The sequence below is a fragment of the Streptomyces sp. Ag109_O5-1 genome (assembly GCF_003814875.1).
In the GTDB taxonomy this organism is placed as follows: domain Bacteria; phylum Actinomycetota; class Actinomycetes; order Streptomycetales; family Streptomycetaceae; genus Streptomyces; species Streptomyces sasae.
Window position 1 is genome coordinate 4,331,848 of the sequence record NZ_RKQF01000001.1, and the last position, 21,827, is coordinate 4,353,674.

Genomic DNA, 21,827 nt, shown 5'->3' on the forward strand with positions numbered 1-21,827 from the left:
ACGTACGGGAGGACAGCACATGGCGTGGCTGCTGGTGATCGTCGCCGGGATCCTGGAAACCGGCTTCGCCGTCTGTCTCAAGCTCTCCCACGGTTTCACCCGAATGTGGCCGACGATCGCCTTCGCCTCCTTCGCCCTGGGCAGCTTCGGTCTGCTGACCCTCTCCCTGAAGAAGCTGGACGTGGGCCCGGCGTACGCGGTGTGGACGGGCATCGGAGCGGCGGGCACGGCGATCTACGGCATGATCTTCCTGGGCGACCTGGTCTCCACCTTGAAGATCGTCTCGATCAGCCTGGTGATCGTGGGAGTGATCGGCCTCCAGCTTTCGGGCTCCGCCCACTGAAGCGCGCCCCGTCAAACGCCCGGGGCTGTATCGACATGCGGCAACAGCAGCCGACCAGGGGCGCTGGGGGCACCCCCGGCCGAAGGCTGGGGGAGGAACTGCGCGACCAGCCCCCCACCGGCCGGTAGCTCGACACCCACCCGCACCCGCGGAGAATGACAGGCGACCCCATCCCCTTCGAACACCGGCACCTCCCCGTCGCACAGCTCCCGCTCCCCCTCCCCCAGCTCCACGTACAACGGACACCGCCCCCGAAACCGACACCCTTCGTACCTCCGCGTAGGACTCGGCGGATCCCCCGCCAGCAGAATCCGCGTCCGCTTCCGCTCCCGCTCCGGATCCGGAATCGGCACCGCCGACAGCAACGCCTGCGTGTACGGATGCCGAGGCGCCGCGGACACCTCGTCCACCGGCCCTGCCTCGACCGTACGGCCGAGGTACACCACACTCACCCGGTCGGCGATGTTCCGCACCACCGACAGATCGTGCGAGACGAAGAGGTACGCCGGCCCCAGCTCCTCCTTGAGCCGCCGAAGAAGATCGAGCACTCCCGCCTGGACGGAGACGTCCAGCGCGGACACCGGCTCGTCCAGCACCAGCAGCTCCGGCTCCACGGACAGCGCACGGGCGATACCGATCCGCTGCCGCTGCCCGCCGGAGAACTCGTGCGGGTACCGCTCCGCGTGCGCCGGATCGAGCCCCACCTGCACCAGCAGCTCCCGCACCCGCCGGCCGGCGTCGGCTCTGCCCACTCCCTGCGTCCGCAGCGGCTCGGCGACGATGTCCCCGACCGGCATCCGGGGATCGAGCGACGCCATCGGGTCCTGGAAGACGATCTGGATCCGCCGCCGCAGCGCCTTGATCCCGGCCTTGCCCAGGCTGCCCGGCTCCTGCCCGAACAGCTCGGCCGTCCCGCCCTCGGGCCGGGCCAGTTCGAGCAGTTCGAAGAGGGTCGCCGACTTGCCGGACCCCGACTCGCCGACCAGCGCGAGCGTCTCACCGCGCCGCACGTCGAGATCGACGCCGTCCACGGCGTACACCGTGCCGACGCCGCGCCGGAAGGCGGTTCCCCTGAGGACGGGGAAGGTGCGGGTGAGCCCGCGCACCTTCAGCACCGGCTCCCCGCTGCCCGGCCGGGGCCGGTGCGTCGCGTCCAGGCGGGGCACGGCCGCCAGCAGTTCCCGCGTGTAGGGCTCCTGGGGCCGCCGGAACACGTCGTCCACCGTGCCCTTCGACGACCCGCCCGTCGCGCATCACGGCGACCCGGTCGGCCATGCCGGCCATGACCCCGAGGTCGTGGCTGACCAGCAGGACGGCCATCCCGGTCTCCCGCTGGGCGGTCCGCAGCACGTGCAGGACCCGGGCCTGGACGGTGACGTCGAGCGCCGTGGTCGGTTCGTCGGCGAGGATCAGGTCGGGGTCGTTGGCCATCGCCATGGCGATCATCGCGCGCTGGCGCATGCCGCCGGAGAACTCGTGCGGGAACGACCGTGCGCGCAGGGCGGGTTCGGGGATCCCGACGAGGTCGAGGAGTTCGACGGCGCGCCCGGCCGCCTGTTCCCGGGAGACGTCCTGGTGGGCGCGGACGGCCTCGGCGATCCGGTCGCCGATGCGGTGGACCGGGGTGAACGCGGAGAGCGGGTCCTGGAAGACCATCGAGATGCGGCGCCCGCGGATCCGGGTCAACTCCCGTTCGGGGAGGCCGAGAAGCTCGGTCCCTTCCAGTCGTACGGAGCCGTGCGCGGCCGCGTTGCCGGGCAGCAGCCCGAGGACGGCCAGGGCGGTCGCGGACTTCCCGGACCCCGACTCGCCCACCAGGCCGAGGACTTCACCTCGGTCGAGGGTCAGATCGACCCCGCGCACGGCCGCCCGCCCGTCGAAGTCGACGTCCGGACCGGCCACGTGGAGCAGCTCAGGGGTGCTCATCGCGCCCCTCCCCCGGAGGTCGGGTCCAGCGCGTCCCGCAGCCCGTCGCCGACCAGGTTCACGGCCAGCACGAACACGACCAGCAGCCCGGCGGCGAAGAAGAACATCCACGGGTAGGTCACCGCCGCGCTCGTCCCCGAGGCGATCAGCGTGCCGAGGGAGACATCGGGCTGCGGGACGCCGAAGCCGAAGCAGGACAGCGCGGTCTCGCTCATCACCGCGCCGCCGACCTGGATGGTCGCGTCGATGATGAGGAAGGAGGCGACGTTGGGCAGGACGTGCCGCCAGATGATCCGGAAGGGGCCGACGCCCATGAAGCGGGCCGCGCGCACGAACTCGCGCTCCTTCAGGGACAGGGTCATGGAGCGCACCACCCGCGCGGTGATCATCCAGGCGAACAGGCCGAACAGGGCGACCAGGCCGAGCCAGCTGCTCGACCTGAGGCGCGCCGAGACGACCGCGATGATCAGGAAGGACGGGAAGATCAGCAGCAGGTCGACGAAGAACATCAGCGCCCGGTCCGTCCAGCCGCCGAAGTAGCCCGCGCACGCCCCGACGAGCGAGGCCAGGCCCGTCGACAGCACGGCCACCAGCAGCCCGATGGCCAAGGACTTCTGGAGCCCGCGCACGGTCTGCGCGAACACGTCCTGGCCGATGCGGTTGGTGCCCCACCAGTGGTGCGCGTCCGGCGCCTGGCGCAGGGCGAGATAGTCGATGTGGCTGTACGACCACGGGGTGAGGTAGGGGCCGGCGAAGGCCAGCAGGAAGAGCAGCACGAGGCCGACGGCCCCGGCGAGCGCGCCGCGCCTGCGCAGGAAGCGGCGCAGGACGACCGTGGCACGGCCGGCGGCCGGGGCGGCGGCCGGGGCATCTTCCAGGAGGGTCGCGGTCATGATGCCTGCCTGATGCGTGGGTCGAGCGCGGCGTGCAGCGCGTCCGCGAGGAAGCCGGAGAGCAGCACCGTCACGGAGGCGAAGAGGTTCACGGCGCCGACCGAGTTCACGTCGTTCTTGCCGATGGAGTCGATGAACCACTCGCCCATGCCGTGCCAGCCGTAGATCGTCTCCGTGAAGATGGCACCGGTGAACAGCGCGAGGAAGCCGTAGGAGAAGTAGGTCGACATCGGGATGAGGGCCGTACGCAGCCCGTGGCGGAGCAGGACCGTCCGCGGCCCGAGACCCTTGGCCCGTGCGGTGCGCAGGTGGTCCGAGCCGAGGACGTCGAGCATGGTGCTGCGCTGGTAGCGGCTGTAGCCCGCGGCGGTGAAGAGCACGACGGAGACGACGGACACCGCCGCCGCGAACAAGCTGTACAACGAGGCCGACGCCAAGATCTGGGCGCTCGGCCACTCCATCCCGCTCTACCAGCGCCCTGAGGTCCTCGCGGTCCGCTCGAACCTGGCGAACTACGGCGCGGACGGGCTGGCCTCCAGGGACTACACGAAGGTGGGCTGGCTGAAGTGACGCGCTGATCAGGCGAGCTGCCGGTGGAGGGCCCCGCGGACCAGCTCCGGGATGCCGCCCTCCCCCGGGGGCGCGGCCACACAGGACAGAGCGAGCCGTACGACCGTTTCGCAGGAGCGGGCCAGCTCGCCGCTCTCGGCCCGGAAGGCACCGGAGCCGGCCAGCGCGGCCACCGCCCGGTCCCGCACGATCTGCACGAAGTCACCGGGCGAGGGCAGCGGTCCGTCCGCCCGCCGCTGCGCCGGCACGGCCGACGAGGACGGCACCGCGGACAGCGTCGGTGCGGGCAGCCGCTCGCTCCAGCAGCCCGTGAGCATCGCCCGTACCAGCACGTTGTCCCGGGCCGCCACGGTCATCCACTCGGCCGTCGCCGTCAGACGTTCCCGCGCGTCGCCATGGCCGCCCAGCGCCCGCTCCACCCCGGCGAGGTACCCGTCCGCCTCCCTGCGCACCAGCGCCCTCGCCAGGCCCTCCTTGCTGCCGAACTCGTTGTACAGCGTCTGCCGGGACACCCCGGCCGTCATGGCCACGTCGACCATCCGCACCGCGGCCCACGGTCGGCGCGCGAGCGCCGCGTACGCGGCGTCCAGTAGGGATTCGCGGGCTGCAGGCATCATCGCCTCCTGGGGCGAGCGACTCTGCGCCCAGATTTGACGCGCACGAATCCACTGTCAAGGGTTCGCGAAGGCACCGGGGGGCGCCCTTCGGCCAACACGCGCGGGCGCACCGAGATCACCGCCCGGTCACCGTCCGATCACCCCACGGCGTCCCCACAGCATCTCCGGCATCCGTGTGTAGCCCTGCCCCCACCCCGGCAGATACCGTTCGTCACATGCCGGACTACCTCGATGACCTGCGTCTCGCCCATGTGCTCGCGGATGCGGCGGACGCCACCACCATGGACCGCTTCAAGGCCCTCGACCTCAAGGTCGAGACCAAGCCGGACATGACCCCGGTGAGCGAGGCGGACAAGGCCGCCGAGGAGCTGATCCGGGGTCAGCTGCAGCGCGCCCGCCCCCGGGACGCGGTCCTGGGCGAGGAGTACGGGATCGAGGGCACCGGCCCGCGCCGCTGGGTGATCGACCCGATCGACGGCACGAAGAACTACGTCCGCGGGGTGCCGGTCTGGGCGACCCTGATCTCCCTGATGGAGGCGGCCGAGGGCGGCTACCAGCCGGTCGTCGGCGTGGTCTCCGCACCCGCGCTGGGCCGCCGCTGGTGGGCGGCGAAGGGCCACGGCGCCTTCACCGGCCGCAGCCTGTCCTCGGCCTCCCGCATCCATGTCTCGAAGGTCTCGAAGCTGTCCGACGCCTCCTTCGCGTACTCCTCGCTGAGCGGCTGGGAGGAGCGCGGTCAGCTGAACGGCTTCCTGGACCTGACCCGCGATGTGTGGCGCACGCGCGCGTACGGCGACTTCTGGCCGTACATGATGGTCGCCGAGGGGGCGGTGGACATCTGCGCCGAGCCGGAGCTGTCGCTGTGGGACATGGCGGCCAACGCGATCGTCGTGACGGAGGCCGGCGGCACCTTCACCGGCCTGGACGGCCGCCCCGGCCCGCACAGCGGCGACGCGGCCGCGTCCAACGGGCTGCTCCACGACGAACTGCTGTCGTACCTCACCCGGCGTTACTGAAACAGCCTCCTGAGGCACAACTGGGCAGCCCTCCGTGGCACATATGAGCGCGTGCGCCCTCAATTGGCGACACGCACCCCCTTGTTGACCCGCGCTTTACCTGCCACCCTGAGAGAACTCCCACTTGTGCATTTGTGAATCGCTGAACTATCTCCGCGATTCCCTAGGAGGTGGCACCTTTCATGCTCGTCCGTGACGCCATGAGTACGGTGGTCCTCACCGTCGGCCCCGCCCATACCCTCCGCCAGGCAGCCGCCCTGATGTCCGCGCGCCGCGTGGGCGCGGCGATCGTCCACGACCCGGACGCCGGCGGCATCGGCATCCTCACCGAACGGGACATCCTCAACTCCGTCGGCCTCGGCCAGAACCCCGACGCCGAACGCATCCACGCCCACACCACCAACGACGTCGTGTTCTGCACGCCGACCTGGACCCTGGAGGAGGCGGCCCGGGCGATGGCCCACGGCGGCTTCCGCCATCTGATCGTCCTCGACGGCGGCGAGCCGGCCGGCATCGTCTCGGTCCGCGACATCATCCGCTGCTGGGCCGGGGACCGCGCGCCGGCCCCCGTGTAACCCGCCCAGGCACGCCGAACGGGCCGGACCCCGGCCTCCCGGGGATCCGGCCCGCCCGCCCACGACAAGCGGTCCAGTGCTGGAGTGTCAGCCGCGAAGGGCCTGGACCGCGGCCTCCAGCCGCTTGCCGAAGTCTCCGTCGGCCCGACGGAAGTTCCCGATCGCGCGCTCGGCGATGTCGTCGCGCGACACCTTGGCGATGAAGCCGGCCTGGTTCTCGACCAGCCGTTCCCTCTCACCCTCGGACATCAGCCGGTAGAGGTTGCCGGCCGGCACGAAGTCGTCGTCCTCGGCGTGCACCGGCGCCGGGTGGCGGCCGGTCACGCCGGTCACCGCGGTGGCCTGCCACAGCGGGCGGTCCGCCTCCTGGCTGCCGGATGGGGGCATCTCCCACGCCACCCGATCCTATATTGGACTTAGTCCAAGTCAAGCTCAGCTCCAAAGTCACACATATTCGGGAAATGGTCCGGCTGCTGTTAGGCTGGGTGCCATGAGTGACCTTCTGGAACGGCTTCGCGGACGCGGCTGGCGGATGACCGCGCAGCGACGCGTCGTGGCCGAGGTCCTGGACGGCGAACACGTCCACCTGACGGCCGACGAGGTCCACGCCAGGGCTGTCGTCAAGCTGCCCGAGATCTCCCGGGCGACCGTCTACAACACCCTGGGCGAGCTGGTCACACTCGGCGAGGTCATCGAGGTCTCGACGGACAAGCGCGCCAAGCGGTACGACCCGAACGCGCACCGGCCGCACCACCACCTGGTCTGCTCCCGCTGCGGTTCGATCCGCGACGTCCACCCGACCGGCAACCCGCTGGCCGACCTGCCCTCCTCGGAGCGGTTCGGCTTCACGGTGTCGGACGTCGAGGTGACGTACCGCGGTCTGTGCCCGGACTGCGCGGCGGCCGTCTGACGAACGCTCCATACGTAAAGGCCCCGGCGCTCATGAAGAGTGCCGGGGCCTTCGCGTCGTACACGGCACGGGGTTCCCGAGGCATGCGTCGTAGAAATACCGAGGGCCGGAGTCCGTTTCCGGACTCCGGCCCTCGGCCTTCAGTAGCGGGGACAGGATTTGAACCTGCGACCTCTGGGTTATGAGCCCAGCGAGCTACCGAGCTGCTCCACCCCGCGTCGGTGAACTGAACATTACGTGAGGGACGCAGGCAGAGGCAAATCGATCTCGGTCAGCCCGTCTGACCTGCGAGAAGGCGCGGGCTATGCGGACAGCTCCTCCCGCAGCGCATCCCGCAGCCGGCCCGCCCGTTCCGCCACCTCCGCCGGTCCGAGCGCCACCGCCCGGTCGGCCCACTGCTGCCCCACCGCCAGCTCTCCCCGACGCGCGTAGACGAGAGCGAGCCGTAGCGCCGCCCGTCCGTGGCCCGCGTCGGCCGCCCGCTCCCACCACACGGCGGCCTCCGGCTCGCTGCCCTCCCGGGCCAGCAGCAGCCCCAGATTGAACGCCCCGTTCCGCGACCCGGCCTCGGCCGCCGCCCGGTACCACCGTGCGGCCTCCACCACGTCCCCGCGCGCCGCGGCGAGCATCCCGACCCGCACCTGGGCCCTGCGGTGCCCCTGCGAGGCGGCCCGCTCGTACCACTCTTCGCACTCGGTCTTCACGTTCAGCGACGACTCTCCCAGCTCGTGCTCGGAGACGGTCGGACGGCGCGCGTCGAGCACGGCGGCGAGCCGGTACGCGGCCTCGGGGCTCCCCCCGCCTGCCGCACACCGCAGATGCCGCTCGGCGGCCGCCTCGTCCCCGTCCCGCAGCCGGGCGATCCCGACCTGCAGGGCGGCCTCGGTGTGCCCGGCGGCGGCGGCACGCTCGTACCACCGCAGCGCGACCCGCTCCTCGCCCCTTCCGGCGTAGAGGATCCCGAGGTTGAACGCGGCGTCCACGCTCCCGGCCTCGGCGGCCTTGGAGAACCACGGCTCGGCACCGGTCGGGTCGCTGCCCTGGAGCAGCAGGATGGCCAGCGCGTTCGCCGCCTCCCGGTGTCCGGCGTACGCGGCCCGCCGGTACCACTGCTCGGCCTGCGCGGTCCGCCCCTGGTCGGCGCAGAGCAGCCCGAGGTTGTACGCCCCGTTGTCGTCGCCGGCGTCCATCGCCGCGCGGTACCAGCGCTCCGCGGTCTGTGTCTCGCCGCGCTCGGCGTGCAGCGCGCCGAGCGCGTTCGCCGCGTTGCCGTCGCCGTCCTGTGCGGCCCGCAGCCACCAGACGGCCGCGCTCTCGGTGTCCCCGGCGTCGCGCAGCAGGAAGCCGAGCGCACAGGCGGCGCGGGCCTCGCCGTCCTTGGCGGAGGTCAGATACCAGCGGCCGGCCTCCTTGAGCTCGCCCCGCCGCTCCAGGATCGCCCCGAGGTGCAGCGCGGCCCGCCGGTGTCCGCGCGCGGCGGCCTGCCGGTACCACTGCTCGGCCTCCTCGGTCTCCATGGCCCCGGCCGCGGCCTCCGCCCCGATACCGTTGTCACCCCCGGTCTCGCCCTCGTCCGTGACCGGTCTGCGGTCGAGCGCACGCGCCAGCCGGTACGCCGCCTCCCGGTGCCCGCGCTCGGCGGCGGCCCGCATCCACCGGCCGGCGGCCGTGTCCCCCCGGTGCTCCAGCAGGTCGGCCAGTGCGTAGGCGCCGAGCGCGTGTCCCTGCTCGGCGGACTGGCGCAGCCAGTACTCGGCGGCGGGCTCGTCCCCGCGCTCACGGTGGTGACGGCCCAGTGCGTGGGCGGCGGCCGCGGAGCCGGCGACAGCGGCGATCCGCCACCATCCGGCGGCCTCCTCGGGGTAGCCGCGCTGATGGAGGAGGACGCCGAGGTTATTGGCGGCGGCGCGGTCACCCGCGGCGGTGGCGGCACGCAACTGGGGTTCGGCTCCGTCGAGGTCGCCACGGCGCAGCAGCACGGCGCCGAGGACGCTCATCGCCTCGACGTCGCCGGCAGCGGCCTGCAGCCGACGGCGCGCCTCTTCGGCGGCCTCGGCGGCCTCGTCGCGGGTCGGCTCCTCGCCCGAAGGCTGCACAAATCGCCCTGTCTCGAACAGAGTTGCCTTGTCCCCCATAACGTTCATCGTCGCACCACCTGCAACCTGGATACACCCGGTATATCGCAACCCGAGAGGTCACTTCAGCGTTTTGTCGACATGCCCACAGAACGACAAGTCAAACACATCTCCGCCAACTCCCCACAGCGGCACGGCGACCATGCCCATCGGTACATGCGTTCGTCGTCCGCCCGGACACCACGAGCCGTCCCCACGCACACCACGAAGGCCCGGATCCCAAGAGGATCCGGGCCTTCGACTTGAGTAGCGGGGACAGGATTTGAACCTGCGACCTCTGGGTTATGAGCCCAGCGAGCTACCGAGCTGCTCCACCCCGCGCCGTTGCGTTGCAACCGTATCACGGCGCGGGGCGGAGCTGATCATCCGCTCGGACTGGGGCTTGGACTGGCACTGGCACTGGCACTAGGAGCGGCGCCGGCACTGGCGCTCGCGCCGGTGTCGGCGCTCGGGCTCGCGGTCCCGGCGCCGCCCTTGTCCGCGGCCTTGGACTGCGCCTCCTCGGCCCGCTTCAGCGCGTCCTGCAAGTCGGCCTGGGCCTTGCCGTACGCCGTCCAGTCGCCCTTCTTCAGAGCCTCCTGGCCCGCTTCGAAGGCCTTCTGGGCGTCGTTCAGCGCCTCTTGGACCGTGGCGTTGCCGGACGCCGGGGGTGTGGTCGTCCCGTTGTCCGAGGATCCCGTGTCCGAACCGTCCGTCCCGAACACCTTGTTGAGCGCCTCGTCCAGGGTGTCCTCGAAGGCGGTCTTGCCCTCGTAGGTGACCAGCACCTTGCGCAGAAGCGGGTACTTGACGCCGGCGCCGCGGACGTAGACGGGCTCCGCGTACAGCAGGCCCCCGTCCAGCGGCACGGTCAGCAGATTGCCGTACTCGACCTCGGAGTCGCCGCCCTTGAGGAGCTTGATGGCGGCGGCGATGTCCTGTTCGGAGTTGAACTTGCTCTGGACCTGTTTGGGTCCGTCGACGGTCGTACTGGTCGGAAGTTTCAGGATTCTGATCTTGCCGTAGTCCGGCGAACCGGCCTCGGAGTCCACCGACATGAACGCGCTGAGGTTGTTCCGGCCGTTGGGCGTGAACGTCGTCGACAGCGAGAACGCCTGCGCGCTCTGGTCCGGCATCTTCATGCTCAGGTAGTACGGCGGCACCGCATTGCCCGACTTGTTGGTCGGATCGTCGGGCACCTGCCACACCTCGCTGCCGGTCAGGAACGTCTGGGCGTCCGTCACGTGGTAGCGGGTGAGCAGCTCGCGCTGGACCTTGAACAGGTCCTGCGGGTACCGGAGATGGTCCATCAAGGACTGCGAGATGGCACTCCTGGGCTCCACCGTGCCGGGGAACGCCTTCATCCAGGTCTTCAGCACCGGGTCTTGGGTGTCCCACTGGTAGAGCTTCACCGCACCGGTGTACGCGTCGACGGTCGCCTTCACCGAGTTGCGGATGTAGTTGACCTGGTTCTGCTGGGCGACCACCGCACGGGAGTTGTTGGTCGCGGTCAGCGAGTCGGCGGTCGTGTCACCGAGGGTCGTACGGGAGGCGTACGGATAGCCGTTGGTCGTCGTGTAGGCGTCGACGATCCACTGGATACGGTGGTCCACCACCGCCGGATAGGCGTCGCCGTCGATGGTCAGCCAGGGGGCGACCGCCTCGACGCGCTCCTTGGGCGTGCGGTTGTACAGGATCCGCGAGCCCTCGCCGATCGCTCCGGAGTAGAGGATCTGCGGCTCGTTGAACGCCACCGCGTACGCGGCCCGGTTGATCGGGCTGGAGAGGCTGACCCCGCTCTTGCCCGCGTAACTGGTGGTCTTCTCGCCGCTGTCGTCGGAGTAGTCGATCTCCTTCTGGGGACCGCCGACGATCGAGTACGTGGTCGTCTTCTCGCCGTAGTAGACGCGCTGCTGGTACGTGCCCAGGTCACCGGTGGACGGCAGGTCGGACTCGGTGAAGACGGGCTGGCCCTGGGAGTCCGCCTCGGTGCCCTTGGCGGCGACCACGCCGTAGCCGTGGGTGTAACGGAAGTGGTCGTTGATCCAGTTGTTCTTCGGGACGCCGTCGAGGTTCAGTTCGCGCAGACCGAGGACGGTGTCCTGGACCTTGCCGTCCTTGGTGTAGCGATCCACGTCCAGATTGGTCGGAAACGCGTAGTAGTTCCACATCTGCTGGGCCTGCTGGAACGTCGGCGAGACGATGTTCGGGTCCATGATCCGGATGCTCGCCGTGGCGTCGACGTCGCCGCGGAGCTTGGTCTTGTCCGTGGTGGTGCTCTTGCCCGTGTACTCGCTGACCTCGGTGTCGTCGATGCCGTACGCCTCGCGGGTCGCCTTGAGGTTCTTCTGGACGTACGGGGCTTCCTTGGCCTGCTCGTTGGGCTGGACCTGGAACTTCTGGACGATCGCCGGGTAGAGGCCGCCGATGAGGATCGCCGAGAGGACCATCAGGCCGAAACCGATGACGGGCAGCTGCCAGGTGCGCCGCCACAGGGTGGCGAAGAACAGCAGCGCGCAGATGACGGCGATGCAGAACAGGATCGTCTTGGCGGGCAGATACGCGTTCGCGTCGACGTATCTGAGGCCCGTCCAGTTGTCGGTGGCCTTGAAGTCGCTCGACTTCACCGCCAGTCCGTACCGGTCGAGCCAGTATGCGACCGCCTTGAGGGCGACGAAGAAGCCGAGCAGCACCGAGAGGTGGCCGGTCGCGGCGCCGGTGGCGCGGGCACCGGGGCTGGTGACGCGCAGCCCGCCGTACAGGTAGTGGGTGAGCGCGGCGGCGATCAGGGACAGGATCGCGGTGGCGAAGCCGAAGCCCAGCAGGAAGCGGTACCAGGGCAGGTCGAAGGCGTAGAAGGAGACGTCGAGGTGGAACTGCGGGTCCTTCTGGTGGAAGGGCACGCCGTTGACCCACATCAGCCAGGTGCGCCACTGACCGGCCGCGGACGCGCCGGCGATCAGCCCGACCAGCGCGGTGACCGCGAGCAGCAGCCACCTCTTGTACGGCGCGATGCCCATCCGGTAGCGGTCGAGGCTCTGCTGTTCCATGGACATGGCGCTCAGCGGGGGCCGCAACCGGTGCGCGAGCCAGATGTTGAACCCCACCGCGGCCGCCATCAGCAGACCGAAGACGCAGAACAGCCCGATCTTGGTCCACAGGGTGGTGGTGAACACCGAGGAGTAGTGCACCGACCGGTACCAGAGCCAGTTCGTCCAGAACCCCGCGAACATGCTGAACGCCATGCCGAGTACGGCAAGGACGCCCAGTGTCATGAGCAGGGTCCGGACGCGCCGGGACGGGCGGCCCGCCGCTCTGATCCGTGGCCCCGTCGGGCCTCCGCCGCGGTCCGGCATCTGGAAAGCCAAGGTGCGCACCTCGAAGTCGCTGTTGATCCGCTGCTGGCTTGCAGCTGGTCTGCTGTTGATCCGCTTCTGTTCCGTCAGGCCCCCGTGCTCGTGGGCCCTCCGTGGCCCCCTGTGATCGCGGGGCCATACCTATGCAACTTACTCACGGTTTACTCGGTTCCCGATTCCGGCCATGAACGAGGCAGGATTGTGACCATGTCCAACACTCCCATGGCAGCGAACCCGCTCACCCGGGCCGTACTCGAGATCGACGAGTACGCCTCCGGCCTCGGCTGGGACCAGCCCGCTCGCCTCTTCGCCCTCGTCGACACCGCACGGCTGCGCACCCAGGAACCGGCTCTCGCCGCCCAGCTCGGACTGGAGGACGAGTCCGCGACCGCCGGTCTCACTCCGATCGAGCAGGACGAAGTGCCAACGGACAAGGCGCTCGACGAGTTCCTGGGCACCATCGCCTGGCCGGACGCGGTGGTCGGCTGCGCGCTCACGGTGGAGCGCCTGATGCTGCCCCCGTCCGCCGAGTCCCAGGTCCCGGAGGGGCTGAGCGGGGCCAAGCTGACCAAGTGGGTGGCGCAGCATCCCGACCGCCAGGAGGTCCGGATGACGGTCGCCGTGCTGCGCGACGGCAGCCGCGACTCAGCGGTGCGCCTGCGTGAGAAGGACTCGCCGACGGAGGTCCTCACCGGCCCCGACCTGGTTCCGGGCCTGGCGGAGGCCCTGAAGGCGACGTTCGAGGACTGAGGTCCTGTCCTGTCCTGGGGCACCGGGGGGGGTGCCCTCTCCTACGTCACCGGGGGCGCCCCTCGTCAGGAAGGGCGCCCCCGGCCTTTGTGACTCCTGCTTCCTCAGCCCTTGGTGCTGCACTTCGGCAGGGCGCCGGTGTCGCCGCTGCGGATGTCCTTCAGTGCGCCGAGGGCGTCGCCGATCGTGCTGACCTTGACCAGGGTGAGCCCGCTCGGGGTGTCCTGGGCGGCCTCGGCGCAGTTGTCGGCCGGGGTCAGGAAGTACTGGGCGCCCTTGCTGCGCGCGCCGATGGTCTTCATCGAGATACCGCCGATCGGCCCGACCTTGCCGTCGTCGTCGATCGTGCCGGTGCCGGCGACGAACTTGCCGCCGGTGAGGCTGCCCGGCGTCAGCTTGTCGTAGATCCCGAGCGAGAACATCAGCCCCGCGCTGGGCCCCCCGACGTCGGCGAGCTTGATGTCGATGGAGAACGGGAACGTGTGATCGGTCCCGGCGGAGATCCCGACGATGGCCCGCTTGGTACCGCTGTCGTCGGACGTGGTGGTCTTGATGGTGACGTTCTCGGTCTTGGTGGCCGTCTTGTTCGCCTTCTCGGCGGCGGCCTGCTCCTTGGCCCGCACGACGGTGAAGACGACGTCCTGGCCGGGCTTGTGCTTGGTCACCAGCGTGGAGACGTCGGTGGGCTGCTTGACCGCCGTACCGTCGACGGCCTTGATCACGTCACCGGCGTGCAGCCTGCCCTCGGACGGCGAGCCCTTGACGACCGTCGACACGATCACCCAGGAGTTCACCGGGACGCCCAGTTCCTTGAGGGCGGCGACCTTCGCGCTCTCCTGGGACTGGCTGAACTCCTCGGCGTTCTCCTGGGTGGACTGCTGCTCCGTCTTGCCGTCCGGGTAGAGGGTGTCGTGCGGCACGACCTTGTTGTCGTGCGACAGCCACCCGTAGACCGCCTCGACGAGATTCATCTTGTAGTCGGCACTGGTGACCCTCACCGTGGTCATGTTCAGGTGCCCGGAGGTCGCGTAGGTCTTGTGCCCGGAGATCTGCAGCACCGGCTCGCCGTCGTGGTCCCCCAGCGTGTTCACCGTCGGGCCGGGGGACATCTCCGAGTACGGCACGTTGATGAGCACTCCGGCGCACAGGAGTGCGATCAGCATCAGGGTGGAGGCGAGCATCGTCGCGGTGCGGCGTGGCATGCAACGACAGTACGGGACGCGTCTGTCAGCGCACCGTCAGGGCCGCCCACACACTCGCCTCAGCCGCCGGAGTGGGACTTCTCCATGGCCTCGCGAAACCGTGCGTACCCGTCCAGTTCGGGCCCGTCGCTCCGCACTCTCCTGGTCCGATTGGCCCAGCTGCCCCACAGACCGGCACCGACCGCGGCCACCAGCGGAATCAGCAACCAGACGAGCGCCGCCATGCCGACCTCCCAACCCCTTGAGCGTCCGCGACTGACTGATCAGCAGATTAACCATCCGCACTGACAACGCTCACGCTGGGGGTTCGGTTACGCAACCGGAGTCCGGACGGGGTCTTTCAGCAGGCCCCGACCCATTCCTCGGTACCGTCCGAGAACGTCTGGTGCTTCCAGATGGGCACCTCGTGCTTGAGGTCGTCGATCAGCTTCCGACAGGCTTCGAAGGCGTCCCCCCGATGCGGACACGACACGCCGACGACCACGGCGAGATCACCCACCCGCAGGTCCCCCACCCGATGCACCGCGGCCAGCGCCCGCACCGGGTACTCGGCGACGACCTTCTCCGCGATCCGCCGCATCTCGCTCTCGGCACTGGGATGACACGAATACCCGAGCGCGTCCACGTCGGCGCCCCCGTCGTGGTTCCGCACGGTCCCCACGAACAGCGCGACGCCTCCGGCGGCGTCGTCCCCCACGGCCGCGAAGACCTCGTCCACGGAGAGCGCGCTCTCCCGGATCCCGATCAGCCTGATGGGATCGTCAGCACCCTGCTCGCCGGGATGATCATTCATAGCAGCCATACCTCCATCGTGCCGCAAGCCCGGGAGCACTCGGAATACGCCTGACATCAGGCACACGCGCGTGCGGCTTTGGAGACTCCTACAGGAGTCCTGCGGGAGCCCTGCGGGAGCCCTGCGGAGTGCTGCGGGAGGGAAGTCCCGTGGCGAAGAGCGACGCCCTCCCGCAGCGGAGTTCAGATCCGCCGCCGGGCCTTCCGAGCCCGCCGCACCACAGCCGCCGCACCCAACAGAGCGACCGTCGCCCCCGCGGCCCCCGCGGCCGTCGCGTCCTTCCGTCCCAGCCGCCGCCCGACAACGGTGTGCCGCCCGGCCACCTCCTCCAGCAGCTCGGCCAGCACCTCCTCGTTCGTCCACCCCGGCCGCCACCCGGCATCGTGCAGCCGGCTCCCGCTCACCACCCACGGATACATCGTGTAGGCAAGATCCCCGGCCGGCGACGGCGTCAGCCCGATCCGGTGCAGCCGAGCCGCGGCGCCCAGCGCGACCGCCGACGGCAGCTCCATCCGCCGGATCCCGCTCAGCTCCTCGACCTCCTCCTGCTCCAGCCATCCGTCGCAGCCGACGGCGAGCTCCCCCTCGACCTTCTCCAGGACGGCGTACTCGAGCGCACTGCACAGATCCTCGACATGGCAGAACTGCCAGGCGGGCCGCGATCCTGCGACCACCAGCAGCCGGGGCGACTCGAAGTACCTGGTCAGCGCGGTGTCGGTGCCACCGACGAGCACCGCGGGTCGCACGACGGTGACATTGAGTCCAGGATGCGCGCGGGGCGCCCGGCGCGCGAGCCGCTCGACTTCGAGCAGGTCGCCGACCCCCGTGGCCTCCGCGGTCGCCCGCAGCTCCGCGTCCTCGGACAACGGCAGCTCGTTGTCCGGCAACGCGCCGTAGACCATCGAGGACGTGCACAGCACCACGCGGTGCACCCCGGCCGCGGCCGCCGCGGTCAGCACGGTCTGCGTCCCGCGCACGTTGTAGGCCGTACGGGCGGCGGGATCGGTCTCCAGATCCAGGTCGAGCGCGAGATGCACCACCACGTCGGCCCCGCGCAGCTTCTCCGCGATGGCCGGATCCCGCACGTCGAGGATGTGCCACTGGGCGTCCGGGCACTCCCCGCGCCGCTCGTCGATGGCGATGACCTGCTTGATCTGCTCCGACGCGGCCAGCCGCTCGGTGAGCAGCGCGCCGACCCCGGTCGCGGCGCCGGTCACGGCGACGACGGGCCCGCGCACGGCGGGAGGGGTTGAGTGGTTTCGCGCTGCGCGAACCTGCGGATCTGGGGAACTCACCGGGCGTCTCCAGCGGTTGTCTTCAGTACGGGCGCGAGTGACGCGTACGTACCAGGTGGCATCCATCCTGCCGCAGGCCGAGTGTCGGCGAAGCACCGAGGCCCGATCGGGCTCGGGTGTCTACGCTGGGTGGTGTTGTCGGGCAGCCGCGCCGCCGGAGAGAACCGGTGGCCTTACCAGCCGAGGATTCCCGTGAGTGACACCCCATTCGGTTTCGGCCTTCCGCCGGAGGAGCCGGAAGACGGCGACGAGGGCAAGAAGAAGGACCAGCAGAGCGGCGGTGGGCAGGGACCGGCCAGCCCGTTCGGCTTCGGCACGCCCGGAGCCGGCGGCTTCGGCAGCCCCGGCTCCGACAATCCGTTCGCTGCCATGTTCGGTTCGCTGAACCCCACCGACCTGGGCGCGGCCTTCCAGCAGCTGGGCCAGATGCTCTCCTACGAGGGCGGCCCGGTGAACTGGGACATGGCCAAGCAGATCGCGCGGCAGACGGTCTCCCAGGGCACGTCGGACGGCGTCAAGGACGCGAGCGTCGGCCCCGCCGAGCGCACGGCGGTCGCGGAGGCCGTGCGGCTGGCCGACCTGTGGCTGGACGACGCGACGTCGCTGCCGTCCGGTTCCGGTTCGGCGGTGGCGTGGTCGCGTGCGGAGTGGGTCGAGGCGACGCTGCCCGCCTGGCAGGAGCTGGTCGACCCGGTCGCCGAGCGGGTCGGCGCCGCGATGGGCGATGTCCTGCCGGAGGAGATGCAGGCCATGGCGGGCCCGCTGATCGGCATGATGCGCTCGATGGGCGGCGCCATGTTCGGCACGCAGATCGGGCAGGCCGTCGGCGTGCTCGCGGGCGAGGTCGTCGGCTCGACCGACATCGGCCTGCCGCTGAGCCCGGCCGGCAAGGCCGCGCTGCTGCCGGTGAACGTCGATGCGTTCGGCAAGGACCTGGGCGTGCCGAAGGAGGAGGTGCGGCTGTATCTCGCGCTGCGCGAGGCGGCCCACCAGCGCCTGTTCGCGCATGTGCCCTGGCTGCGCTCGCACCTGTTCGGCGCGGTCGACGGCTACGCGCGCGGCATCAAGGTCGACACGGCGAAGCTGGAGGACGTGGTCGGCCAGTTCGACCCGCAGAACCCCGAGCAGCTTCAGGACGCCCTCCAGCAGGGCATGTTCCAGCCGGAGGACACGCCCGAGCAGAAGGCGGCGCTGGCCCGTCTGGAGACGGCCCTGGCGCTCGTGGAGGGCTGGGTCGACGCGGTGGTCCACGCGGCGGCGAAGCCGCGTCTGTCGTCCGCCGACGCGCTCCGCGAGACCCTGCGCCGCCGCCGCGCCACGGGCGGCCCCGCGGAGCAGACGTTCGCCACGCTGATCGGCCTGGAGCTGCGGCCGCGCCGGCTGCGGGACGCCTCCCGGCTGTGGGCCTCGCTCACGGACGCGCGCGGTGTCGACGGCCGGGACGCGCTGTGGGCCCACCCGGACATGCTGCCGACGGCGTCCGACCTGGACGACCCGGACGGCTTCGTACACCGCGAGCAGCTCGACTTCTCAGAGCTGGACAAGATGCTCGGCGAGGCGGCGGAGAAGCCCGACGTGCGCCCCGACCTGCGCAAGAAGGACGACCAGGCAGAGGGCGACGACACCGAGTGAGCCTGTACGACGACGCGGTCCTCGTTCTCAAGGGGTACGAGGACCAGGACGAGCTGCGCCAGGCCTACCTGGACCACCTCGCGGCCCACCCGGACGGCATGTGGAAGGCCTGTCACGCGGGCCATCTCACGGCGAGCGCCCTGGTCGTCGATCCCGGGCAGGGCCGGGTGCTGCTGACCCTGCACAAGAAGCTGCGGATGTGGCTGCAGATGGGCGGCCACTGCGAGCCGGGCGACGCCACCCTGGCCGCGGCGGCCCTGCGGGAGGCGACGGAGGAGTCCGGGATCCCCGGCCTGACGCTGCTGCCGGGCGGCCCGGTCCGCCTGGACCGGCATCCGATCCCGGCGCCGTGCCACTGGCACTTCGACGTCCAGTACGCGGCCCTCGCCCCGCAGGGCGCCGCCCATGCGATCAGCGACGAGTCCCTCGACCTGCGCTGGTTCGCCTACGACGAGGTCGCGGCGGTCGCCGACGACTCGGTCGTACGACTGCTGGAAGCGACCCGCGCGCGGCTCTGAGCCGATGTTTCCGGGGACATGCATAAGGGGCGCCCTCGTTGTCGGGCGCCCCTTACTTTTCGGGCTCTCAGCTCCAGACGTTGCCCTGGTTCATCCCGCGCGCGCCCTGCTGACCCATGCCGAACTGGGCGGCGACACCGTGACCGATCTGGGCGTTCTGCGGTGGCAGCAGTTCACTCGGCTGGACCAACGCGAAGCCACTTCCCATGAAACTGAGCTCCCAGCCCTCCCCGGTGTTGCCCCGGCGCCGCCACACGCCCGAGGAATGCGTCTGGGCCTGCATCTGGACGCGCAGCCCGGTGGACCAGGCGACGATCGCGTCGGCGTCGCAGTTGACGTACTTGTCGGGCGTGACCTGCATCAGCAGCGGCGCGCCGGAGGTCATCAGGGCGACCTTGCCGCGTCCGGTGATGTTGAGCTGGTACTTCCCGGACCCGGAGATGCCGTACAGGCTGTCGACGGCGACGACCTCGTAGTGCAGCGAGGAGTCCATGGCGAGGACGTAGCCGCTGTCCACGGTCAGGCCGTCCTGCTCGACGTCCAGGACGTGGATGTGCTGGGCGAGGTTGGCGAAGTAGACCGTGCCCTGCCCGTGGCAGCGCATCAGGTCCAGGCCCTCGCCGGTGTACGCACGCGCGCGTGCCTGGTTGTGGCCCTGGTACTCGGCGTCGAACTCGACGAGTCCCTGGTAGGCGACCATGGTGCCCTTGCGGGCGAGGATGTCGTCGTGGCCCTCCAGGACGACCCGCAGCATCTGTTTGTTCTGGAGGCTGTAGCGGTCCCTGGCCTGGGAGTCGTTGAAGGCGAAAAGCGGGCTCTGCATGGTTTCCTGACTCCCCCTCAGCCCCGGAACCGGAGACGGTCGGTGCTGTCCTCACTGGGCTGAACAACGACGATGCCCTGGCCCGAGAAGGCCATCTGGTAGGCCTCGCCGCTGCCCCGGCCGATCAGCGACTGCGCCTTGAAGCTGCGCTTGCCCTTCACCTTGAGGTTCGGGGACCAGGCGACCAGCGCGTCCGGGTCGACGTACGTCTCGTCCTCGCCGCCGCCGCAGTCGACGACGATCGGCTTGCCCCGGGAGGTCAGCGCGACCCAGCCCTGCCCGGAGATCTTGGTGTTCCACAGCCCCTGCCCGGCGAACTTCGCAAGCCCCTTGACCCGTTCCACACCCCACGTCAGATGGGCGTCGAAGGCGAGCAGGTTGGTGGCGTTGACGGAGATGCCGTCGCCGTCGAGGTTGATGACGACGACGTTCGCGCCGTAGTCGGCGAGGTAGAGCAGCCCGTCCCCGGAGCACTTCATCAGGGGGGCGCCCTCACCGGTCATCCAGTCCCGGGCGATCTGGCGCACGGCCGGCGGGTTGGGTTCGTACTGGACGAAGCCCTCGTAGGCGACCATCGACCCCACGCGCGCGAGGAGGTCGTTCCCGGTCTGCATGGCGACCTTGAGCATGTGGTCGCCATGGTTCTCCATACGGGCGGTGACGGGTGCGGGGGCGTAGCCCGCGAGCGGCTGGTTCATGACGGGCTCCCTCAGACCTCGTACGGCTGGACGACGATGAAGTTCCCGGGCGCGCCGCGGAACTGCAGGTTGACGCTCTCGCCGGTGTCGCCCGGGTAGGCGTTGCGGCGCATCCGGACCTGGCTGGAGACGATCACCTGGGAGGCCGCCGACCAGGCGACGATCGCGTTGCAGTCGGCGAAGGTCGTCGGGGTCACGGGCAGCACGACGGGCGTGCCGTGCGTCTTGACGACGATGGTGCCGGTGCCCTGGAACTGCATCGTGAACAGCGCGCCGCCCGGGATGCCGTGGCCCTCGATCCGGCGGACCTCGTGCTGGAGGCTCTCGTCGAAGGCGAGGACGCTCTCGGCGGAGACGCAGATCGCGTCGCCCTGGAGTTCGATGGGGTGCAGATGGGCGGAGTTCTCGGCGAAGAACACCTGTCCGTTGCCGGTGCAGCGCATCAGCTGCATCTCCTGGCCGGTCGCGTTGCCCACGATCCGGCCGGCGAATCCGGCGCCCTTGTAGCTGAAGTCGACCTTGCCCTGGTAGAGCACCATGCTGCCCTGCCGGGCCAGCACCGGCTGGCCGCCCATGCCCAGGTCGGCACGGATGAGCTTGCTGTTCTGCGGCGTCCAGCGCTGCCCGGTGGGCGTCTCCTTGAACTTCTGGAGCGCGGCACCGACTCCGGCACCGCCCTGGGAAGCGCCTTGCGGGACCGCGTAGTTCTGCTGGCCGGGGACCTGCCCGAACGGCTGCTGCTGGCCGTAGCCCGGGGGCGGGGGCGGGGCCTGGGGGTATCCGGGCGGCGGGCCCGGGGCCTGGGGAGGCGCCGGGGGCTGGCCGTAGCCGGGTGGCATGGGCGCGTTCGGGGCGGGCGGCTGGCCGTAGGGCGCGGGCGCCGGACCCGGGGGCGGCACGGTACCGGTGGCGGGCGGGGTCATCGGGGCGATGAGGGTGGGCGCGGCATGCACGTTCGAAGCCGACGCGGGGCCGGGGGCCGGGGGCGGGGTGAAGCCCTGGGGGGCCGGCGTGGGGGCGGGGGCCGGCGCAGGAGTGGGGGCGACTGGGGCCGGGGCGGGCGCGGACGGGGCGCCGAAGGCGGGCGGCGCGAAGCCGGGCGCGGCCCCGGTCTGCGGCTGCTGGGGCGCGGGCGCGGCGGGCGCCTCCTCCTCCAGCACCTCGCCGCCGAAGTTCTTCAGCAGCGCCTCCAGACCGCCGTCGAAGCCCTGTCCGACGGCGGCGAAGCGCCACACGTCCTTCAGGTAGAAGTCGCCGAGCATCACGGCGCGCTCGGTGGAGAACTCCGAGCCGCTGAAGGAGTACCGGGCCACTTCCTCGCCGCCCGCGACGATACGGATGTATCCGGGAGCGACCTGCGACATCTGCCCGGTGCCGTCGACGGTCGCCGTGAACGACAGCTTCTGGATCTGCGGCGGGATCCGGTCCAGCGTGACCCGGAAGGACTCCGTGTCGCCCGCCTGCGCACCCAGCAGCTGGATGGACTCCTCGGGGGACTTCGGCTGGTTGAAGAAGACGAAGTAGCGGTCGTCCGACAGCCGTTCGTCGGCGTCGAGGCCGAAGCAGCTGATGTCGAAGGACAGTCCGGGCCCGGAGATCTGCACGCCTACGTACAGATCCGTGCCCGCCGTGAGGTCACTGATCCTGGCCTTGTGGCCGCGTTGGAATTCCCTGGCCATGCGTTACGACCGTCCCCCATCCCGAATGCGAGTGCGTCGCGCCAGGCTAACCGCTAACTCGGACATCGGAAGAAGTCGGTACAGACCCGGTACACAACCGCGCTCAGCGCCCCCGAG

19 protein-coding genes, 2 tRNA genes and 3 pseudogenes are annotated in these 21,827 nt (G+C 70.4%); 8 read left to right on the plus strand and 16 right to left on the minus strand.

Annotation, left to right across the window (positions count from 1 at the left end; genetic code table 11):
• Positions 1-19: 19 nt before the first annotated feature.
• Positions 20-343, plus strand: a complete 324-nt coding sequence (locus EDD90_RS19610) for a multidrug efflux SMR transporter (RefSeq protein ID WP_123974268.1) — start codon at positions 20-22, stop codon at positions 341-343.
• 11 nt (positions 344-354) lie between these two features.
• Here the strand turns inward: EDD90_RS19610 and EDD90_RS19615 are convergent.
• The 3 genes and pseudogenes from EDD90_RS19615 to EDD90_RS19625 all read right to left on the minus strand — a co-directional run.
• A pseudogene (locus EDD90_RS19615) lies at positions 355-2,269 on the minus strand (dipeptide ABC transporter ATP-binding protein).
• Positions 2,266-3,162, minus strand: a complete 897-nt coding sequence (locus EDD90_RS19620) for an ABC transporter permease (RefSeq protein WP_123974269.1) — start codon at positions 3,160-3,162, stop codon at positions 2,266-2,268. Before EDD90_RS19620 ends, EDD90_RS19615 begins: the two are co-directional and overlap by 4 nt.
• A pseudogene (locus EDD90_RS19625) lies at positions 3,159-3,551 on the minus strand (ABC transporter permease); the annotation flags it as partial. The gene EDD90_RS19620 and the pseudogene EDD90_RS19625, both read right to left, overlap by 4 nt.
• Between EDD90_RS19625 and EDD90_RS19630 the strand changes: the two are divergent.
• Positions 3,532-3,732 (plus strand): hypothetical protein, encoded by a 201-nt coding sequence (locus EDD90_RS19630; RefSeq protein ID WP_398924808.1) that lies wholly within the window; start codon positions 3,532-3,534, stop codon positions 3,730-3,732. The pseudogene EDD90_RS19625 and the gene EDD90_RS19630 sit on opposite strands and share 20 nt — an antisense overlap.
• Positions 3,733-3,740: 8 nt before the next feature.
• Here the strand turns inward: EDD90_RS19630 and EDD90_RS19635 are convergent, their stop codons facing one another.
• Complete coding sequence (locus EDD90_RS19635; protein ID WP_123974270.1) at positions 3,741-4,346, minus strand: TetR/AcrR family transcriptional regulator; 606 nt, start codon at positions 4,344-4,346, stop codon at positions 3,741-3,743.
• Positions 4,347-4,564: 218 nt separating this feature from the next.
• Between EDD90_RS19635 and hisN the strand changes: the two genes are divergently transcribed.
• Positions 4,565-5,365: a histidinol-phosphatase gene (gene hisN / locus EDD90_RS19640; protein ID WP_123974271.1), complete on the plus strand. Its 801-nt coding sequence runs from the start codon at positions 4,565-4,567 to the stop codon at positions 5,363-5,365.
• Between the two features lie 182 nt (positions 5,366-5,547).
• The gene (locus EDD90_RS19645) at positions 5,548-5,940 is read left to right on the plus strand and encodes a cyclic nucleotide-binding/CBS domain-containing protein (RefSeq protein WP_123974272.1); all 393 of its coding nucleotides are present in this window, start codon (positions 5,548-5,550) and stop codon (positions 5,938-5,940) included.
• A gap of 87 nt (positions 5,941-6,027) precedes the next feature.
• Here EDD90_RS19645 and EDD90_RS19650 read toward each other — a convergent pair.
• Positions 6,028-6,315 (minus strand): annotated as a pseudogene (locus tag EDD90_RS19650) (catalase-related domain-containing protein); the annotation flags it as partial.
• A gap of 115 nt (positions 6,316-6,430) precedes the next feature.
• Between EDD90_RS19650 and EDD90_RS19655 the strand changes: the two are divergent.
• Entirely contained in the window at positions 6,431-6,850 is a 420-nt protein-coding gene (locus EDD90_RS19655; RefSeq protein WP_123974273.1) for a Fur family transcriptional regulator, read from the plus strand.
• A gap of 144 nt (positions 6,851-6,994) precedes the next feature.
• On the opposite strand, the gene EDD90_RS19660 is transcribed toward EDD90_RS19655, so the two are convergent.
• The 4 genes from EDD90_RS19660 to EDD90_RS19675 all read right to left on the minus strand — a co-directional run bounded on the left by EDD90_RS19660 (position 6,995) and on the right by EDD90_RS19675 (position 12,320).
• Positions 6,995-7,068, minus strand: a tRNA-Met gene (locus EDD90_RS19660).
• An 84-nt stretch (positions 7,069-7,152) separates the two neighbouring features.
• Positions 7,153-8,994, minus strand: coding sequence for an SEL1-like repeat protein (locus EDD90_RS19665; protein ID WP_123974274.1), 1,842 nt, complete (start codon positions 8,992-8,994; stop codon positions 7,153-7,155).
• Positions 8,995-9,232: 238 nt separating this feature from the next.
• A tRNA-Met gene (locus EDD90_RS19670) sits at positions 9,233-9,306 on the minus strand.
• A gap of 41 nt (positions 9,307-9,347) precedes the next feature.
• Positions 9,348-12,320, minus strand: coding sequence for a UPF0182 family protein (locus EDD90_RS19675; protein ID WP_123974275.1), 2,973 nt, complete (start codon positions 12,318-12,320; stop codon positions 9,348-9,350).
• Positions 12,321-12,527: 207 nt separating this feature from the next.
• Here EDD90_RS19675 and EDD90_RS19680 point away from each other — a divergent pair, with 207 nt between their 5' ends.
• Positions 12,528-13,070 (plus strand): PPA1309 family protein, encoded by a 543-nt coding sequence (locus EDD90_RS19680; RefSeq protein WP_260327947.1) that lies wholly within the window; start codon positions 12,528-12,530, stop codon positions 13,068-13,070.
• Between the two features lie 104 nt (positions 13,071-13,174).
• Here EDD90_RS19680 and EDD90_RS19685 read toward each other — a convergent pair whose 3' ends face one another.
• The 4 genes from EDD90_RS19685 to EDD90_RS19695 all read right to left on the minus strand — a co-directional run bounded on the left by EDD90_RS19685 (position 13,175) and on the right by EDD90_RS19695 (position 16,360).
• Positions 13,175-14,272 (minus strand): PDZ domain-containing protein, encoded by a 1,098-nt coding sequence (locus tag EDD90_RS19685; protein WP_123974276.1) that lies wholly within the window; start codon positions 14,270-14,272, stop codon positions 13,175-13,177.
• 59 nt (positions 14,273-14,331) lie between these two features.
• A complete protein-coding gene (locus EDD90_RS55550; protein ID WP_185149156.1) occupies positions 14,332-14,496 on the minus strand; it encodes a hypothetical protein in 165 nt (54 codons plus the stop codon).
• A 116-nt stretch (positions 14,497-14,612) separates the two neighbouring features.
• Positions 14,613-15,074 carry a molybdenum cofactor biosynthesis protein MoaE gene (locus EDD90_RS19690; RefSeq protein ID WP_123974277.1) on the minus strand — a complete coding sequence of 154 codons (462 nt, stop codon included), beginning with the start codon at positions 15,072-15,074 and terminating at the stop codon, positions 14,613-14,615.
• A gap of 173 nt (positions 15,075-15,247) precedes the next feature.
• Positions 15,248-16,360 carry an SDR family oxidoreductase gene (locus EDD90_RS19695; RefSeq protein WP_123974278.1) on the minus strand — a complete coding sequence of 371 codons (1,113 nt, stop codon included), beginning with the start codon at positions 16,358-16,360 and terminating at the stop codon, positions 15,248-15,250.
• Between the two features lie 192 nt (positions 16,361-16,552).
• Between EDD90_RS19695 and EDD90_RS19700 the strand changes: the two genes are divergently transcribed.
• Both EDD90_RS19700 and EDD90_RS19705 read left to right on the plus strand, forming a co-directional pair.
• Entirely contained in the window at positions 16,553-17,992 is a 1,440-nt protein-coding gene (locus EDD90_RS19700) for a zinc-dependent metalloprotease (RefSeq protein ID WP_123974279.1), read from the plus strand.
• A complete protein-coding gene (locus tag EDD90_RS19705; protein WP_123974280.1) occupies positions 17,989-18,510 on the plus strand; it encodes an NUDIX hydrolase in 522 nt (173 codons plus the stop codon). Before EDD90_RS19700 ends, EDD90_RS19705 begins: the two co-directional genes overlap by 4 nt.
• Before the next feature lie 67 nt (positions 18,511-18,577).
• Here the strand turns inward: EDD90_RS19705 and EDD90_RS19710 are convergent, their stop codons facing one another.
• The 3 genes from EDD90_RS19710 to EDD90_RS19720 are packed head-to-tail and all read right to left on the minus strand — an operon-like array spanning position 18,578 to position 21,710.
• Positions 18,578-19,333: an AIM24 family protein gene (locus EDD90_RS19710; RefSeq protein ID WP_123974281.1), complete on the minus strand. Its 756-nt coding sequence runs from the start codon at positions 19,331-19,333 to the stop codon at positions 18,578-18,580.
• A gap of 17 nt (positions 19,334-19,350) precedes the next feature.
• Positions 19,351-20,031, minus strand: a complete 681-nt coding sequence (locus tag EDD90_RS19715; protein WP_123974282.1) for an AIM24 family protein — start codon at positions 20,029-20,031, stop codon at positions 19,351-19,353.
• Positions 20,032-20,042: 11 nt separating this feature from the next.
• Positions 20,043-21,710: a TerD family protein gene (locus EDD90_RS19720; protein ID WP_123974283.1), complete on the minus strand. Its 1,668-nt coding sequence runs from the start codon at positions 21,708-21,710 to the stop codon at positions 20,043-20,045.
• Positions 21,711-21,827 lie beyond the last annotated feature (117 nt).

Bases quoted from the DNA above. Each gene is read 5' to 3' on its own strand.
- EDD90_RS19610 (WP_123974268.1), top strand. From the start codon at position 20: ATGGCGTGGCTGCTGGTGATCGTCGCCGGGATCCTGGAAACCGGCTTC.
- EDD90_RS19620 (WP_123974269.1), bottom strand. From the start codon at position 3,162: ATGACCGCGACCCTCCTGGAAGATGCCCCGGCCGCCGCCCCGGCCGCC.
- EDD90_RS19635 (WP_123974270.1), bottom strand. From the start codon at position 4,346: ATGCCTGCAGCCCGCGAATCCCTACTGGACGCCGCGTACGCGGCGCTC.
- hisN (WP_123974271.1), top strand. From the start codon at position 4,565: ATGCCGGACTACCTCGATGACCTGCGTCTCGCCCATGTGCTCGCGGAT.
- EDD90_RS19645 (WP_123974272.1), top strand. From the start codon at position 5,548: ATGCTCGTCCGTGACGCCATGAGTACGGTGGTCCTCACCGTCGGCCCC.
- EDD90_RS19655 (WP_123974273.1), top strand. From the start codon at position 6,431: ATGAGTGACCTTCTGGAACGGCTTCGCGGACGCGGCTGGCGGATGACC.
- EDD90_RS19665 (WP_123974274.1), bottom strand. From the start codon at position 8,994: ATGAACGTTATGGGGGACAAGGCAACTCTGTTCGAGACAGGGCGATTT.
- EDD90_RS19675 (WP_123974275.1), bottom strand. From the start codon at position 12,320: ATGCCGGACCGCGGCGGAGGCCCGACGGGGCCACGGATCAGAGCGGCG.
- EDD90_RS19680 (WP_260327947.1), top strand. From the start codon at position 12,528: ATGTCCAACACTCCCATGGCAGCGAACCCGCTCACCCGGGCCGTACTC.
- EDD90_RS19685 (WP_123974276.1), bottom strand. From the start codon at position 14,272: ATGCCACGCCGCACCGCGACGATGCTCGCCTCCACCCTGATGCTGATC.
- EDD90_RS55550 (WP_185149156.1), bottom strand. From the start codon at position 14,496: ATGGCGGCGCTCGTCTGGTTGCTGATTCCGCTGGTGGCCGCGGTCGGT.
- EDD90_RS19690 (WP_123974277.1), bottom strand. From the start codon at position 15,074: ATGGCTGCTATGAATGATCATCCCGGCGAGCAGGGTGCTGACGATCCC.
- EDD90_RS19710 (WP_123974281.1), bottom strand. From the start codon at position 19,333: ATGCAGAGCCCGCTTTTCGCCTTCAACGACTCCCAGGCCAGGGACCGC.
- EDD90_RS19715 (WP_123974282.1), bottom strand. From the start codon at position 20,031: ATGAACCAGCCGCTCGCGGGCTACGCCCCCGCACCCGTCACCGCCCGT.
- EDD90_RS19720 (WP_123974283.1), bottom strand. From the start codon at position 21,710: ATGGCCAGGGAATTCCAACGCGGCCACAAGGCCAGGATCAGTGACCTC.